Below are 15,814 nucleotides of genomic sequence, written 5' to 3'. Positions count from 1 at the left end.
ACCTCCTCGTCGCACCCGGCGGCGGGCCGCCGACCCTGGCCCGGCGGCGGGCCGGCAGCCCGGCGTACCAGGTCTGCGGGCCGGCGGCTCAGTTGTTGGGTTCGTCAGCGCTGATGTCGGCCAGGACGGACTGCGGTTCCCGCTCGACGGCGAGGTCGCCCAGCGACACCAGGCCGATGAGCCGACCGTCCTCGACCACCGGCAGCCGGCGTATGCCGTACGTACGCATCAGGTCGGCGGCGGCCACCGCGTCGTCGTACTGGGTGACGGTCACCACGTCCTGGGTGAGGATCTCGTTGAGTGTGGCGGTGGACGGATTCAGCTCCTCCGCGACCCCACGTACCGTGATGTCCCGGTCGGTGACGATCCCGATCACCTGGTCCCCGTTGGTGACGATCACATCGCCGATGGCGCTGTCCCGCATCTCCTGCGCGGCGGCGGTCAGCGTATCGGTGCCGTCCATGGTCACCAGCCGGGTCGTCATGAACTCTCCGACGGTCGTCATCCTGCCTCCCTCTCGTGTCGGCCGCCGTCTACCCGGACTGCCCCCGGGATAACGCGTTTCGCGAAAGGTGCCACGGCGTTTCACCTGTGACGGACGGTTCCCGCCGCCCCTGTCCGGGCCGGCGGTGGAGACTTCGGTCGGATCGTCCGGGGAGTGCGGTATCCGGGATGCGCCGACCGGCCGGGGGTCAGCCGCGCGGTGGCACCCCGTAGACCCGGTCGACGGGCAGGCGCAACACGAGCCGGCGGTCCGCGACCATCGCCCGGCGGTAGTCGTCCCAGTCCGGGTGCTCGCCCTGGATCGCGCGGTATACCTCGATCAGTTCCTCGACCGCCGGATCGTCCGGGTCGGCCGCCGTGGCACCGAACTCGGCGGTGCCCTCGGCGACCACGTACGACCAGCCGTCGGCGCTGCTGACCTGGAAACTGGCCCGCGGGTCCCGGCGCAGGTTGGCGGTCTTCGCCCGCCCTTCCGTCACCGAGACCCGGATCAGCTGTCGGGCCGGGTCGAAGGTGTAGTTCACATTGGACAGCTGGGGACGGCCGTCCCGTCTGATCGTGGCGAGCACGCCGAGTGATCCGGCGTGGAGCAGGTCGAGCAGGGCCTGCCGGGTCCGTCCGTCCAAGTCCACCGTCCTTCCGTCGTGCTCACCCCAACCTAACCGGTCGCCGACACCGGCGCGGTGTCCCGGGTCACCGCGCTGCGTCGGCCAGCAGTTCGGCGATCTGTACGGCGTTGAGCGCGGCACCCTTGCGCAGGTTGTCGTTGGAGCAGAAGAACGACAGCCCGTGCTCCACCGTCTCGTCGGCCCGGATCCGGCCGACGTACGTCGGGTCGGCGCCGGCGGCCAGCAGCGGCGTCGGCACGTCGGTCAGCGCCACCCCGGGCGCACCCTCGAGCAGCTCCCGGGCCCGGGCCGGACTCAGCGGGTTGGCGAACCGGGCGTTGACCTGCAACGAGTGCCCGGTGAAGACCGGCACCCGGACGCAGGTGCCGGAAACCAGCAGGTCGGGAATCTCCAGGATCTTGCGGCTCTCGTTGCGGAGCTTCTGTTCCTCGTCGGTCTCGTTCGACCCGTCGTCGACGATCGAGCCGGCCAGCGGCAGCACGTTGAAGGCGACCGGCGCGGCGAACTGCCGGGGGGTCGGGAACTCGACGGCGGACCCGTCGAAGGTCAGCGCGGCGGCGCCGTCGGCCACCTTGCGGACCTGCTCGTCCAGCTCGGCGGCGCCGGCCAGCCCGGCCCCGGAGACCGCCTGGTACGTCGCGACGACCATGGCGACCAGTCCAGCCTCGGCGTGCAGCGGACGCAGCGCCGGCATCGCCGCCATCGTGGTGCAGTTCGGGTTGGCGATGATGCCCCGGGGGCGTACCGCCGCGGCGTGCGGGTTGACCTCGGCGACCACCAGCGGCACGTCCGGGTCCATCCGCCAGGCCGACGAGTTGTCGATCACCACGGCGCCGGTCTCGGCGACCCGGGGAGCCAGCTCCCGGCTCGTACCCTTCCCGGCCGAGAAGAGCACGATGTCGAGCCCGCGGTAGTCGGCGGTCTCGGCGTCCTCCACGGTGATCTCGCCGCCCTGCCAGGGCAGCGGCCGGCCGGCCGACCGGGCCGAGGCGAACAGCCGCAGCTGCTCCACCGGAAACCGCCGCTCGGCGAGTACCCGCCGCATCACGCCACCGACCTGGCCGGTGGCCCCCACAATGCCGATCCTCATACCGCGAGGCTACCCAGTCGACCGGACGGGCTGGCAAGGCGATTACCGCCACGCCACGCACCCGGCCGGCGACCCGGAACGGCCGGACCCTCCCGGCGCCCCAGGACGGCCGGACGGGGTCCGGCGGCCACCGGATCGGCCGGACAGGCCCGGTCGTTGCCCGCCGGCTGTGGCGACGCCCTTTCGGGCGGGCCGGTCAGCCGGCCGCGTCGACGACCTCGCCGAGCCCGCTCGCCGCCAGGTCGTCGCGGATCGTCGCCGCGTCCCCCTCCACCACCAGGGTCAGCCCCTCGGGGTGCAGGTGCGTCGCGGCCGCCGCCGACACCTCCGACTCGGTGGCGGAGAGCAACGCCTCCCGCAAGGTGGCGTGGTAGTCGTCCGGTAGGCCGTGCACGACCAGGGTGGCCAGCGCGTTCGCGATCGCGGGCGGGGTCTGCAGCTCCACCGAGAGCTGCCCGGCCCGCCAGGCGCGGGCGACCGTCAGCTCCGCCTCGGTCACCCCGCTGTCCCGGGTACGGGTGATCTCGCCGACCGCGTCCACCAGCGCGGGTGCCGTCACCGCCGTCTGCACCCCGGAACTGACCACGAACCGTCCGAACCGCCGGGAGTACCCGAACTCGCCCCGGATCCCGTACGTGTAGCCGCGCACCTCACGGATCAGGTGGTTGAGCCGGGAGGTGAACGCCCCGCCGAGCACGGTCGCGGCGAGCGTCATCGGTACGTGGTCCGGGTGCGCCCGGTGCGGCGCGACGTGCCCGAGCCGCAGCGTCGACTGCACCGAGCCGGGCCGGTCGACCAGGATGATCCGCCGCTGCCCGGGGACCCCGACCTGCAGCGGCCCACCGCTCGAGGCGGGTGCGCCGGCGGCGCCGGCGAAGACGGTCGTGGCCAGCCGGTCGAGGTCGATCCGGTCCAGGTCACCGGCGACCAGCAGGGTGCCGGTCCGGGTCAGCCACTCGGCGTGGAACGCGGTGACGTCCTCGACCGTGACCGCGGCGACCGAGTCCGGATCGCCGTCCATCGGCCGGCCGGGCCGCTGGTCGGCGCCGAACAGGTCGGCGCGCAGCGCCGCGTCGGCCCGGGGACCGGGGTTCGCCCAGTACATCCGCAGCGCGGTCACCTCGTCGTCGCGGACCCGGGTGATGTCCGCCGGGTCCAGCCGCGGGGTGCGTACCGCCTCGGTCAGCAGCTCCACCGCCTCCGGCAGCCGCTCCACCGGCACCTGCACGCTGACCTGGAACGAGTCCCAGTCCGCGGAGATCACCAGTTCGGTGCCGAGTCCCTCCAGGGCGAGCGCGTAGGCGGTGGAGTCGCGTCGGGTCGTACCCTCCTCGATCGCCTTCGCGACCACGGCGGCCAGACCCTCCCGGCCGACCGGCTCGCGGCCGGCGCCGGCGTCGAGCAGCAGCACGGCGACCGCGAGGTTGTACCCGGGCAGGTGGGCGGCGACCACGTCCCCGCCGGCCACGGTCCGCCGGACCACCGGCGGGAAGGTGTACGGCCGCGGCGTACCGGTGGCCGGCCGGTCGGTGATCAACAGCTCGCTCACGCCTTCTCCTCCGGCAGGTAGGTCAGGGTCACCCGGTCGGCCGCGCCGAGCAGGTCCCGGGCCAGCCCGGTCACCTGGTCCGCGGTGACCGACAGCCAGCCGGCGAGCCGGTCCGCCGCGCGGTGCGGGTCGCCGAGCTGGGTGGTGTGCCGGCCCAGCAGGTCCGCCCGGCCGTCGACCGTGGCGAGCTGACGCCACCACGCGGTGGTCAGCAGGGCCCGGGCCCGGTCGAGTTCGGCCTCGGTCACGCCGTCGGCCAGCCCCTCCAGCACCTCGACCAGCCCGGCCTCCAACCGCTCGGCGGTGACCCCGGGCCGGGCGGTGGCGCTGACGATCAACGGCGCCGGTCCGTGCGCCAGGTCGACCCCGAACGCGCTGACACTGTCCGGCTGGGCCAGCCGGGCACCGTCGGCGAGCCGCTGGTACAGCCGGCTGCCCCGGCCCGCGCCGAGCACCATCGCCAACACGGTCACCACGTCGTAGCCGGGCTCGCCGAACGGGTGGGTCCGGTGCGCCAGGTAGACCCGGGGCGCCGGCACGTCGCCGGTGACCGTCTCCCGGGCCGGTACGCCGGTCGCCGGCACCTTCCGGCCCTCCGGTGCCGGCGGGATGTCCGACTGCGGCAGCAGCCGACCGAAGTACCGGTCGACCAGCGCGAGGACCTCGCCCGGGGAGGTGTCCCCGACCACCGTCAGGACGGCGTTGTTCGGGGCGTAGTAGGTGGTGTGGAACGCCTGGAAGGTCGCCAGGTCGGCGGCGTTCAGGTCGGCCATCGAGCCGATCGTCGGGTGGTGGTACGGGTGCCCCGGCGGGTAGAGCAGCGGCAGGAGGCGCAGCCATGCGTCCCCGTACGGCACGTTCTCGTACCGCTGCCGCCGCTCGTTCTTGACCACCTCACGCTGGTTGTCCAGCGTCTCCTGGGTCAACGCGGGGACCAGCCCGCCCATCCGGTCGGCCTCCAGCCACAACGCGAGGGCCAGGTGCTCGGACGGCAGGGTCTCGAAGTAGTTGGTCCGGTCCGGGTTGGTGGTCGCGTTCAGCGACCCACCGGAGCCCTGGACGAGCTGCATGTGCTCGGTCTTCGCCACGTTGACCGAGCCCTCGAACATCAGGTGCTCGAACAGGTGGGCGAAGCCGGTCTGGCCGTCGGGCTCGTGCCGCGACCCGACGTCGTACCAGAGGTTGACCGCCACGACGGGCACGCTGCGGTCTTCGCTGACCACCACACGCAGGCCGTTGTCCAGCCGGGCGGTCTCGATCGGCCAGGGGTAACCGGTCTCGGGCATGAGCACGACGCTATCCGATCGGACCACCGGACCGGGCGCCAACCATGCCGTGCGCGGCCGATTGATCCCGGACACTCCCCCGGCCGGCCCTCCGTTCCGCCGACCGGCCCGGGCACCGGCGCGGCCCGGACGCGGCAGTCGACCGGCCCGGGCACCGGCGCGGCCCGGACGCGGCAGTCGACCGGCCCGGGCACCGGCGCGGCCCGGAGGCGGCGGCAGACCACAGTGGTCACCCAACCCGAACCGGGCGCATGCCCGGCAGCCGGAACCCGGGCCGGGAAACGGATCCGACCACGCGGAGGGTGGTCCGCCGGCTCGTCGACCCCTATGGTCCTGATCAATCCCCCAAGTCGATCGACGGTCGGGCCGGGCGGCGACGGGTGCCCCGGGACCACCGGCGGTCGGCGTAGTCAAAGGAGACGCCCTTGACGACGCCCTCGACCCCCGCCGCCGACCACGGTCCGGCGCTGTCCGGCCGCCGCCCACCCACCGGACCCTCCGGAGGTCGGCGGCGGCTGGCGGTCCTGACCGTGGTCACCCTCGCGGCCGGCCTGCTGCCGGCGCTGGCCGGCACCGCACCGGCCACCGCCGCACCGGCGGGTCCGACCAACCCGTGGACGGCGCTGGGCACCTCGACCACCGCCCGGATCCCCGGCCCGACCGACGTCCGGGTCGACCGGTTCGCCGGCTTCGCGCTGGACCGGGCCGCCTTCGAGACCATCCTGGAGTCCGCACCCGCCGAACGGAGCACCACCGCCCGTACCCGGCCGCTGGTCGTCCCCCTGCCCACCCCCGAGGGGACGTTCCAGCGCTTCGAACTGGTCGACTCACCGGTGATGGAGTCCGGCCTCGCCGCCCGGCACCCGGAGATCCGGACGTACGCCGGACGGGGCCTGGACGACCCGACCGCGACCGTCCGGGCCGACCTCACCCCGCTCGGCTTCCACGCCTCGGTCCGCTCCGCCGACGGCGTCTGGTACGTCGACCCGTACAGCCGGACCGACCTGCGGCGGTACGCCAGCTACCACGTGCACGACACCGCCCACCCCGAGGACGTGTTCGTCGAACGGGAGGACGTGACGCAGGCCGTCGGGGACCTCGCCGACGACGTCGCCTCCGCCGCCACCGGGGCCGAGGTACGGCTGCGGACGTACCGGCTGGCCCTGGTGACCGACCCCTCGTACGCCACGTACTTCGGGCCGGAGAACGTCACGGCGGCGAAGGTAACGCTGGTCAACCGGGTGAACCAGATCTACGAGGACGAGACCGCGATCCGGCTGGTCCTGGTCGACGCCACCGAGAAGACCAACCTGAACACCCCGGCCGAGGCGACCGGACCGGACGGGCCGTGCGGTGCGGCACCCTGCTACACCGAGGCGCAGCTCAGCTCCTGCACCGGCGGCCTGCTCAGCCGCAACGTCGTGGTACTCGGTCAGCTCGTCGGCGCCGGCAACTACGACGTCGGGCACATCGGGCTCGGCAAGGCCGGCGGCGGCGTCGCCGGGCTCGGCGTGGTCGGCGGGGCCAACAAGGCCCGCGGCTGCACCGGACTGCCGACCCCGGTCGGCGACTACTTCGCCGTCGACTACGTGGCGCACGAACTCGGCCACCAGTTCGCCGGCAACCACACCTTCAACGGCACCCAGTGGAACTGCTCCGGCGGCAACCGCAGTGCGGCGAACTCGTACGAGCCGGGCAGCGGGTCGTCGATCATGGCGTACGCCGGCATCTGTCAGCAGGACAACCTTCAGCCGCACAGCGACCCGTACTGGTCGCAGCGCAGCTACACCGAGATCACCACGTACGTCAACTCGGAGCGGCCGGCCGTCAACGAGGTGCAGAACGTCGGCCTGCGTGGCTTCGACACCGACGGGCAGAGCTTCCGCCTCGGCTTCCGGGGCCAGACCTCGGCGCCGATCGTCCGGGGTGGCGACTACACGCCCACCGGGTTGAAGTCGACGATCGAGGGGATCCCCGGCTGGCCGGCCGGCGCCACGGTCAGCGTCACCGGGTTCGGCGGCGGCGCCGTCCTCGACGACACCGGCTTCCAGGTCACCTTCGGCGGCACTCTCGCCGGCACCAACGTCGAGTCGCTGGTGCTCACCGCCGACTCCGGTAACGGCGGTCCGACCGCGCTGGTCGGCGAGACGGTCAAGGGCGGCGCGATCGACAACCAGGGCTGGCGGGTCGAGCAGACCGGCAACCACGCACCCGTGGTCACCGCGCCGCAGTCGTACACCATCCCGGTCCGTACCCCGTTCGCGCTGACCGGCGGCGCGACCGACGCCGACGGGGACACCGTCACCTACCTGTGGGAGCAGAACGACCGGGGCGGAGTCAGCGGCGGCAGCGCCACCGGCACCGCGCTGGTCAACAACACGAAGACCAACGGGCCGCTGTTCCGGCAGTTCGGCAGGGCGGCGGTCGTCGGCCCCGACGAGACGCTGGAGTACCACTCGCGGGGGCTGAACGCGGTCACCACCGACCCGACCCGGACCTTCCCGGACCTGGACCAGATCGCCGCCAACCACACCAACGCGGCGACCGGGGCCTGCCCGGCGGCCCCGCCCGTCCCGCCGAGCGGCGGCGCGACGAACGTGCCGCCGCACGTCGTCGACTGCTACTCCGAGTTCCTGCCCACCGCCGACTGGGTCGGCTTCACCGGCGACCGGACCCTGCACTTCCGGCTCACCGCCCGGGACGGCCACCCCGGCGCCGGCGGCATCGGCAGTGCCGACACCGCGCTGACCCTGGCCCCGGAGGCCGGGCCGTTCCTGGTCACCGCGCCGGCCACGGCCGACGCCGTGGCCGGCGGCTCCGACCTGCCGGTGGCCTGGGACGTCGCCGGCACCGACCGGGCGCCGATCGGGGTGACCGAGGTACGGATCTCGCTCTCCGTCGACGGCGGCCTCACCTTCCCGTACGTGCTCGCGGAGCGGACCGCCAACGACGGCGCCGCGACGGTGACCGTGCCGAACGTCGGCGCCAAGCCGGCGGCCCGGATCAGGGTCGAGGCGATCGGCAACGTCTTCTTCGACCTCAGCGACGTCAACTTCCCGATCTGGGCCACCCCGGAGGTCAGCTTCGACGGTCCGGACGTGGTGACGGTCCAGTACAGCGACGGGGTCTACCCCGAGGTGTACGTCCGGGCCACCGACCCGGACGGGGACCCGTCGGAACTCACCGGCACGGCCACCGGCCTGCCCGCCGGACTGTTCCTCGTCGGCGGGCGTCCGACCCCGGGCGGCACCGGTGAACCGACCCGCTGGGGCATCCTCGGCACCACCCGGGCGGCCCCGGGCGACTACCCGGTCACGGCGACCGTCACCGACGAGCACGGCCTGGGAGAAACCGTCCGGTTCGTGGTCCGGGTGCTGCCCGAGTCGACCGAGGTGGCGTACGCCGGGGACGCGGTGGTCTTCGGCGCCGGCCGGGGCGACACCGAGGTGCTGCTCCAGACCACCTTCCGGGAGACGTTGCCGTACCCCGGGACCGACCCCTGGCCGGGTGACGTCTCGACCGCGACGGTGACCTTCGCCGCCGGTGGCCGGACGCTCTGCACGGCCGTGCCGGCGCCGTTGGGCACGGACGACTTCGCGGCGGTCGCCAGCTGTACGGCGAGTCTGCCGACCGGCGGTCACGAGGTGACCGTCACGCTCGGCGGCAACTACGCCGGCAGCGCCACGGCCCGGGTCGAGGTGTCCCGGCCGGAGAACCGGGCGGTGCTCGGGGCCGCCGAGCTGACCCCGACCCGTTCCGCCGGCGCCTACCGGGTCGACCCCCGGTCCCGGATCGAGGTCGGCCTGCTGCTGGCCCAGACCCGGACCGGTGCCGCCGCCGGCCTGGTCGACCTGGAGTTCCGCTCCGGCGACCGGAAGTACCAGCTCCGGAGCACGGACGTCGACTCGTTCGGCGCCCGGCGGGTCGACGGCGCGGACCGGCTCGACCTGCGAACCACCGCCAGCCTGGTCGACGTCACCGACGCCCGGCGTCCGGTGACCGTCGCCACCGGGCTGACCCTGCGGCTGACCGGCGCCGACCGGGGGCCGCGCGGCGGCCGGGACAGCCTGGCGGTCACCGTCCTCGACGGCGACCGGCTGCTCCTCGCCGCCGACTGGGCCGGGGCGCAGAGCCGGGAACTGACCCTCTCCGGCGGCACCCTTCTCGTCCTCTGAGACGAAGGGCCGGGCCCCTTCCGCACCGTTCTGGTAGCGGAAGGGGCCTTCCGCAGAGCTCAGGGCGCCCGCGACCGTCGGCGGTCCGACACTGTACGGTGGCGCTCCGCCACCACCTCCGCCACTCATCGGGTATCGTTCACCGCGTGATGCGGTCGTATCGATGGTTTAGTCAGCCGGCTCCGGAGCCGGTGACTCAGCCATGACCTGACGTCACCAGATCCAGCAGAGCCGGCTGAAGCAGGGACATTCGTCCCTGCTTTTTCCATGTGAGCAGCCGGCTCGGCTCCCGGGCGCCGGCCCCCGGGTGAAGGTCGGCGGAGGGAGACTGCGAGATGACCACCACCGGAATGAGTCGGGTCAGCGACCAGCGCATCGACCGGATCGTGCCGTTGACCACACCGGCGCTGCTGCACCACGAACTACCGCTTGACGAGAAACTGGCGGCGGCGGTGCTGGACGGACGACGATCCGTCGGCCGGGTGCTGGACCGCGAGGATGATCGACTTCTCGTCGTGGTCGGTCCCTGCTCGGTGCACGACCCGGTCGCCGCCCTGGAGTACGCCCACCTGCTGCGCGACGCGGCGGCCCGGCACGCCGACGACCTGCTGGTGGTGATGCGGGTCTACTTCGAGAAGCCGCGCTCGACCGTCGGTTGGAAGGGTCTGATCAACGATCCGGGACTGGACGGTTCCGGGGACGTCAACGCCGGTCTGCGGGCCGCCCGCGCCCTGCTGCTGGACGTGCTCCGGCTCGGCCTGCCGGTCGGCTGCGAGTTCCTCGACCCGATCACCCCGCAGTACATCGCCGACACCGTGGCGTGGGGTGCGATCGGCGCCCGTACGGTGGAGAGCCAGGTCCACCGCCAGCTCTCCTCCGGGCTCTCCATGCCGATCGGGATGAAGAACCGTCCGGACGGCAGCGTGGGCACGGCGGTCGACGCGATCCGGGCCGCCGGGGTGCCGCACGTCTTCCCCGGCATCGACGTCTCCGGGGCGCCGGCGATCCTGCACACCCGGGGCAACACCGACTGTCACCTGGTGCTGCGCGGCGGCCGGGGTGAGCCGAACTACGACGCCGAGTCGGTGGCCGCCTCGCTGGAGCTGCTGCGCGCGGCCGGGCTGCCCGAGCGTCTGGTGATCGACGCCAGCCACGACAACAGTGGCAAGGACCACCGCCGCCAGCCGGTGGTGGCCGCGGAGGTGGGTCGACAGATGGCGGAGGGGCAGCGCGGCATCGTCGGGGTGATGCTGGAGTCGTTCCTGGTCCCGGGCCGGCAGGACCTCGACCCGACCTGTCCGCTGGTGTACGGACAGTCGATCACCGACGCCTGCCTCGGCTGGCCGGAGACCGAGCAGGTGCTGGCGGAGCTGGCCACGGCGGTCCGGGCCCGCCGGGCGACCGCCCCGGCCGAGGTGTGACGTAGCAGTCATTTGTGCTTCGCCCCGCGCGCAACCGTGTGGTCGGGGGCGGCGTCTGGATCAATAGGGCGAAAGACGCGCGTACGGTTGTCCTCGCGCGCCGAGCGCCTGTCTGCGACGTGTCCGCCCCCACCCAGAGGTTGATGATGCTGCTCCGTCTTCGCCGACTCCGTCTGTTCCGAGGTCGTCTGAACCGACCCGCCGTGCTGTTGTTCTGCGCGCTGCTCGCCGGGCTGGTGCTGGCCGGCGCGGCGTTCCCGGCGGTGGCGTTCTCGGGTCTGGCGGCGAAGGCCGGCGCCGAGTCGTTCGAGGACCTGCCGGCCGAGTTGACGGTGCCGCACGTCCCCGAAGCGACCCAGGTGTACGCGTCCGACGGGAAGACGCTGTTGGCGACCTTCTTCGACGAGAACCGCCAGGACGTCCCGTTGGACCAGATCTCCCCGGCGATGCGCAAGGCGATGGTCGCGGCCGAGGACCACGCGTTCTACCACCACAACGGGGTGGACCTGAAGGGCTTCCTGCGGGCGCTGGTCTCCAACGGCACCGGCGGGTCGAAGCAGGGCGCCTCGACGCTGACCATGCAGCTGGTCCGGATGTCGCTGGTCTACGGCTCGACCGATCCGAACGACGTGGTGGCGGCGAGCGAGGACACCACCGGCCGGAAGCTGCGGGAGATGCGGCAGGCGGCGGCGCTGGAGAAGAAGCTCAGCAAGGACCAGATCCTGGAGCGTTACCTGAACATGGCCCCGTTCGGCCACGGCACGTACGGGGTGGCCGCGGCGAGCCGCTTCTACTTCGGCAAGGAGCCCCGGGACCTGACCGTTCCGGAGGCGGCGATGATCGCCGGCCTGGTCAAGTCGCCGAGTTACTACGACGCGCTGGACAGCAAGGGGCCGGGCTACCAGCACACGGTGGAGCGCCGGAACTGGGTGATCGGCCAGATGCGGGAGACCGGCGCGATCACCCCGGCGGAGGAGGCGGCGGCTCTCGCCGTACCGCTGAAGGTGAAGGGCAAGACCCCGAGCAACGGGTGCACCAGTTCGGTGCACAACGACTGGGGCTTCTTCTGCGACTACCTGTCCCGCTGGTGGATGAACCAGGACGCGTTCGGCAACACCTCGTACGACCGGGAGCGGCAGCTCAAGGGCGGCGGCTACCGGATCGTCAGCACGCTCGACCCGTCCGTGCAGAAGGCGGCGCACAAGAACGTGGAGCAGTACCTGTCGACCGGGAAGCAGGACGCGCTGATGGTCGCGGCGGTCGAACCGGGCACCGGCCGGGTACGGGCCCTGGCCACCAACCGGACGTTCGGGCTGGACGACCCGGCGCACCCGAAGAACCCGATCTCCAGCAACCCGGCGCAGGCCCGGGAGGACGTCCGGGCAACCTACCCGCGTACGACGAACCCGCTGCTCACCGGCGGTGGCGACATCACCGGGTACCAGGCCGGTTCGACCTTCAAGATCTTCACCATGGTCGCCGCGCTGGAGCAGGGCTATCCGCTCAGCTACCAGATCGACGCGCCGAACCGGTACCCGTCGAAGTACACCGCGGCGGCCGGCACCGAGTCCGCCTGCCCCGGCACCGAGCGGTGGTGCCCGAGCAACGACAATGCCGGCATGGCCGGGCGGCACGACATGTGGAGCGCCTTCGGCCGCTCGGTGAACACGTACTTCGTGCCGTTGGAGGAGCGGGTCGGCGCGGCCAAGGTGGTCGACGCGGCCGAGCGGCTCGGCATCAGGTTCCGGGCCGGCAACGACGCGGAGATGGCGAAGGACGAGGCGTCGGCGGACGGCTGGGGCTCGTTCACCCTCGGCGTCTCGGCGACCACCCCGCTGGACCTCGCCAACGCGTACGCGACCCTGGCCGCGGACGGCAAGCACTGCGAGCCGATTCCGGTGCAGGAGATCCGGGACCAGTCCGGGAATCTGCTGGACGTGGCGAAACCCCGCTGTGACCAGGCGGTGGATCCGGGGGTCGCCCGGGCGGCCATCGACGCCGCCCGCTGCCCGGTCGGCGACCAGTCGGCGTACGGCCGGTGCTCCGGCGCCACCGCCTCGGTGGTGCGTCAGGTGGTCGGTCACCCGGTGGCCGGCAAGACCGGTACCACGGACAGCGATCGGACCGCGTCGCTGGTGGCCACCACCACCTCGCTGAGCGTCGCCGGCATCCTGGCCGACCCGGACTGGCCGGAGACCACCGAGAACATGAACCACAACCTTGTCAACCCGGCCGTCTACGAGACGCTGGCCGACGCGATGAAGGGCAAGCCGAAGAAGGACTTCCCGAAGCCGGACGCCGCGTTCGTCAACGGTGACCAGCGGTCGGTGCCGTCGGTGACCTGCCGCTCCGTCGACGACGCCACCAACACGCTGCGCGGTGCCGGTTTCCGGGTCGAGGTCGACAGCAACCAGGTCACCTCGTCCTGCCCGGCGGGTACGGTCGCCCGGACCGATCCGGACGGCCGGACCGTCTCGGGCGGTCTGGTGATGCTGCGGATCAGCAACGGACAGGGCCGGTCGGACGGGCCGGACGGGCGTGGCCCGGGCGGAAACGGCGATGGTGGACCCCGGAACGGCAACGGCGGGCCGCAGAACGGCGGTGCCGAGCCGCCGGCGGACCTTCCGCCGGGCGGCCGGCAATGAGCCGGACCGACTGAGTTCGGCGGCCGGCGTGACCTGTTCACGCCGGCCGCACAACGCCCAGGGTTGACAAGACCCGGAAAACGTTGCGCCGCCCATGGCAGGCCATGGGCGGCGCGGTGTCGGTGTGCAGGTCGCCTCTCGGCGAGTGGCACGACGCGGCTCCAGCCGAACGGTATTCCGCGAGGGCAATTGGTTGAGGCCCGGGGACACTGGACACACCGACAGTCCGTACAACCGCCGGACCCCGGCCCGGTGTTCCGGTCTCCGTCGTGGCGAAGGTCACCCTCGCCGGATCGGCTTCGACTCGTCCACCGGGGCCGGGTACCGCCCCGGTCAGGCCTCCTTGCCGCCGGTCTCCGGGGCCTTGGCCGGCTCACCGGCGGTCCCGCTGTCGGCCTCGGCCGCGGCGTCCTCGCCGTCCGTTTCTTCCCCGTCCGAGTCGCCCTCGTCCTCCGACTCCCCGTCAGACTCGTCGTCCTCGTCGGATTCGGACTCCTCGTCCTCGTCCGTTTCGGCGGCGGGCGCGGCACTGGTGAAGGTGAACTCGATCTCGACCGAGACCTCCGTGTCGCTCTCCCGCTCGATCTCCAGCTCGCACTCGACCTGGTCGCCCACGGCGACCCGCCCCGCGGCACCGTAGAAGATCTGACCGGACTCGAGCTGGTCGGCGAGCTGGCGCAGCCAGGCGGCCAGATCGTTCCGGGCGACCGTACGGGTGTCATTGTAGATTTCCATGCCCGCCATGCTCGCATTCCACTGAGGACGAAACGCGAACGGGTCGACGACACGGTCCGTCCCGTCGCCGGGCCCGACGTGTTGTTTGACCGGTTCCCCACCGGGTAGCCGGACCGGGTGACCGACGAGACAACCAGTACCGAACTCGACGACCTGCTGGACGACCTCTACTCCGGTCAGGAGCGGGTCACCCAGTCCGAGATCCAGCGCCGGGCGGTCGCCGCCGAGGTTCCGGCCGAGCTGCTGACCCGGATCACCGCGTTGCCGCAGGGCGAGTACTCCGTCGACGAGGCGGCCGACCTGCTCGGCGGCACCAGCCGCTGACGGCGGGTCGGACCCCCACCACCGTCTGCCCGTCTGACAGCTACGACTTCTCCGCCTCGCGCTGGGCGATCGCATACCCCATCTGCAGGAAGTCGGAGGCGGCGACGGCGGTGAACGCGGTCGCCACCAGCCGGGTCAGGCGGGGGGCCAGGACCAGCCCGCCGGCCAGCCCGGTGGCCACCCACACCGCCAGGCAGAACGGACAGCTGAGCAGTTCACCGACGGCGTGCCGGGCGGAACTGCCCTGGTCGCGTACCTGCTCCATCACCTCACCGCTGCCGATCGGCCGGTCGTAGCGGGTGAAGGGGGCGCGCAGCGGGCTGGTCACGGCGTCCTTGGAGAGCAGCCGGCTGAGTTTGTGGGTGGCGATCGACAGCAGTACGACGTCCGCCGTGGTCGGCCGCTCGGGTACCCGCCGGCCGGTCGTCTTCGCCGCGATCCCGAGCGCCGTCGCCACCCCGGCGTACGTGCCCATCGCCGCGAGATAGCCGCCCAGCGGGCGGTGCTCGTGCGGTGCGTACGCCCTGCGCAACCGCGCCACCCTGTCCCGTACGTTCATGCCGCTCCGCTCCGCGCGTAGCCTGCTCTCCGGTTGTCCTGATCCGTCGGCGGTCGCCGGCCGGGGCCGGCCGCCCTCAACCCGCGGTCAGGTTGTCCGCCACCTCGCGGGCCAGGCTCGCCAGCGACTCGTCGGCGATCTCGCGCAGCCGCCGCTCCGGCGGGTCGGCGTCGAGCGCCAACCGGACGCTGGCTCCGCCCGCGTCGACCGGGGCGACCTCCAGCTGGGCCGTCCAGGACGGGCCTGCCGTGGTCCGCCACCGGGCCCGCAGGTCCGCCGTCTCCACCTCCGGCCCCTGGCCGCCATCGCCGCGTAACGGCTCCGGCAGCCAGGCGGAGACCCGGTCGGGGTCGGTCGCGGTGCTGAAGACGACCTCCGGCGGGGCTGACATGCCACGTTCGGCGTGCACCGTCACCAGGCGCCGTCCCGCAGTCGGCTCGGATCGACCTCCCGACCCGGATGCCGGGTCAGGTACTCGGTCTCCAGTTCGGCGGTACGCCGCAGGTGGTGGCCGAGCGCGGTGTCGGCCGCGTGCCGGAGGGTGTCGAGCCGGGTCCGGTGCAGGCTGTGCAGTTCCCGGATCAGGTCGTCGTCGCTCAGCTCGACCGGGTCGATGCCGAGCGACTCCTCCTCGGCGACGACGAAGTCGCTCGCCGTGCCGCCGTACCGGACGGGGTCACCGTTCCACTCGCCGAGCCGCTGCTCCGGACTGGCCTCGGTCGGTATCCCGCTGCCGGCCGGGGAGAACCCGCCGTGGCTCACTGATTCGGTCATCGTCGCCCCCGATGGCTCGTTTGGGTTGACGACTAGACGGTTGCCCAGACCGGGCAGGGTCAAACCCGTCCGGTGCCGCCGACACTACGACGCCGTGTCGGAGAAGCACCCCGCCGCCCGGTA

The 15,814-nt window shown here is 72.7% G+C and carries 13 protein-coding genes; 4 read left to right on the top strand and 9 right to left on the bottom strand.

The window, feature by feature from the left end; translation table 11 throughout:
- Positions 1–88: 88 nt before the first annotated feature.
- The 5 genes from ABGB05_RS19390 to ABGB05_RS19370 all read right to left on the bottom strand — a co-directional run bounded on the left by ABGB05_RS19390 (position 89) and on the right by ABGB05_RS19370 (position 5,058).
- Positions 89–505, bottom strand: coding sequence for a CBS domain-containing protein (locus ABGB05_RS19390; RefSeq protein ID WP_347654837.1), 417 nt, complete (start codon positions 503–505; stop codon positions 89–91).
- 187 nt (positions 506–692) lie between these two features.
- On the bottom strand, positions 693–1,130 hold the full coding sequence (locus ABGB05_RS19385) for a PPOX class F420-dependent oxidoreductase (protein ID WP_347654906.1): 438 nt from the start codon (positions 1,128–1,130) through the stop codon (positions 693–695).
- A gap of 67 nt (positions 1,131–1,197) precedes the next feature.
- Positions 1,198–2,223: an aspartate-semialdehyde dehydrogenase gene (locus ABGB05_RS19380; RefSeq protein WP_347654836.1), complete on the bottom strand. Its 1,026-nt coding sequence runs from the start codon at positions 2,221–2,223 to the stop codon at positions 1,198–1,200.
- Between the two features lie 196 nt (positions 2,224–2,419).
- Positions 2,420–3,763 (bottom strand): pitrilysin family protein, encoded by a 1,344-nt coding sequence (locus ABGB05_RS19375; RefSeq protein ID WP_347654905.1) that lies wholly within the window; start codon positions 3,761–3,763, stop codon positions 2,420–2,422.
- A gap of 5 nt (positions 3,764–3,768) precedes the next feature.
- Positions 3,769–5,058 (bottom strand): pitrilysin family protein, encoded by a 1,290-nt coding sequence (locus ABGB05_RS19370; protein ID WP_347654835.1) that lies wholly within the window; start codon positions 5,056–5,058, stop codon positions 3,769–3,771.
- Between the two features lie 425 nt (positions 5,059–5,483).
- On the opposite strand from ABGB05_RS19370, the gene ABGB05_RS19365 reads away from it, so the two are divergent.
- From ABGB05_RS19365 to ABGB05_RS19355, 3 genes are all read left to right on the top strand, one after another.
- The gene (locus ABGB05_RS19365) at positions 5,484–9,233 is read left to right on the top strand and encodes a M12 family metallo-peptidase (protein ID WP_347654834.1); all 3,750 of its coding nucleotides are present in this window, start codon (positions 5,484–5,486) and stop codon (positions 9,231–9,233) included.
- Between the two features lie 335 nt (positions 9,234–9,568).
- Entirely contained in the window at positions 9,569–10,654 is a 1,086-nt protein-coding gene (locus ABGB05_RS19360; protein WP_347654833.1) for a 3-deoxy-7-phosphoheptulonate synthase, read from the top strand.
- Positions 10,655–10,800: 146 nt separating this feature from the next.
- Entirely contained in the window at positions 10,801–13,299 is a 2,499-nt protein-coding gene (locus ABGB05_RS19355) for a transglycosylase domain-containing protein (protein ID WP_347654904.1), read from the top strand.
- 333 nt (positions 13,300–13,632) lie between these two features.
- On the opposite strand, the gene ABGB05_RS19350 is transcribed toward ABGB05_RS19355, so the two are convergent.
- Positions 13,633–14,034, bottom strand: a complete 402-nt coding sequence (locus ABGB05_RS19350) for an amphi-Trp domain-containing protein (protein WP_347654832.1) — start codon at positions 14,032–14,034, stop codon at positions 13,633–13,635.
- Positions 14,035–14,151: 117 nt separating this feature from the next.
- On the opposite strand from ABGB05_RS19350, the gene ABGB05_RS19345 reads away from it, so the two are divergent.
- A complete protein-coding gene (locus ABGB05_RS19345; protein WP_347654831.1) occupies positions 14,152–14,358 on the top strand; it encodes a hypothetical protein in 207 nt (68 codons plus the stop codon).
- Positions 14,359–14,398: 40 nt separating this feature from the next.
- Here ABGB05_RS19345 and ABGB05_RS19340 read toward each other — a convergent pair whose 3' ends face one another.
- The 3 genes from ABGB05_RS19340 to ABGB05_RS19330 all read right to left on the bottom strand — a co-directional run bounded on the left by ABGB05_RS19340 (position 14,399) and on the right by ABGB05_RS19330 (position 15,691).
- Positions 14,399–14,917, bottom strand: coding sequence for a DUF1360 domain-containing protein (locus tag ABGB05_RS19340; protein ID WP_347654830.1), 519 nt, complete (start codon positions 14,915–14,917; stop codon positions 14,399–14,401).
- A 76-nt stretch (positions 14,918–14,993) separates the two neighbouring features.
- Positions 14,994–15,308, bottom strand: a complete 315-nt coding sequence (locus ABGB05_RS19335) for a hypothetical protein (protein WP_347654829.1) — start codon at positions 15,306–15,308, stop codon at positions 14,994–14,996.
- A gap of 20 nt (positions 15,309–15,328) precedes the next feature.
- Positions 15,329–15,691, bottom strand: a complete 363-nt coding sequence (locus ABGB05_RS19330) for a DUF6158 family protein (RefSeq protein ID WP_347654828.1) — start codon at positions 15,689–15,691, stop codon at positions 15,329–15,331.
- Positions 15,692–15,814: the final 123 nt, after the last annotated feature.

The organism is Plantactinospora sp. B5E13 (genome assembly GCF_039871775.1).
Classification (GTDB): domain Bacteria; phylum Actinomycetota; class Actinomycetes; order Mycobacteriales; family Micromonosporaceae; genus Plantactinospora.
The sequence above is the reverse complement of the archived record's forward strand: the minus strand, read 5'-3'. Positions and strand labels throughout refer to the sequence as shown.

Bases quoted from the DNA above. Each gene is read 5' to 3' on its own strand.
- ABGB05_RS19390 (WP_347654837.1), bottom strand. From the start codon at position 505: ATGACGACCGTCGGAGAGTTCATGACGACCCGGCTGGTGACCATGGAC.
- ABGB05_RS19380 (WP_347654836.1), bottom strand. From the start codon at position 2,223: ATGAGGATCGGCATTGTGGGGGCCACCGGCCAGGTCGGTGGCGTGATG.
- ABGB05_RS19370 (WP_347654835.1), bottom strand. From the start codon at position 5,058: ATGCCCGAGACCGGTTACCCCTGGCCGATCGAGACCGCCCGGCTGGAC.
- ABGB05_RS19360 (WP_347654833.1), top strand. From the start codon at position 9,569: ATGACCACCACCGGAATGAGTCGGGTCAGCGACCAGCGCATCGACCGG.
- ABGB05_RS19355 (WP_347654904.1), top strand. From the start codon at position 10,801: ATGCTGCTCCGTCTTCGCCGACTCCGTCTGTTCCGAGGTCGTCTGAAC.
- ABGB05_RS19350 (WP_347654832.1), bottom strand. From the start codon at position 14,034: ATGGAAATCTACAATGACACCCGTACGGTCGCCCGGAACGATCTGGCC.
- ABGB05_RS19340 (WP_347654830.1), bottom strand. From the start codon at position 14,917: ATGAACGTACGGGACAGGGTGGCGCGGTTGCGCAGGGCGTACGCACCG.
- ABGB05_RS19335 (WP_347654829.1), bottom strand. From the start codon at position 15,308: ATGTCAGCCCCGCCGGAGGTCGTCTTCAGCACCGCGACCGACCCCGAC.
- ABGB05_RS19330 (WP_347654828.1), bottom strand. From the start codon at position 15,691: ATGACCGAATCAGTGAGCCACGGCGGGTTCTCCCCGGCCGGCAGCGGG.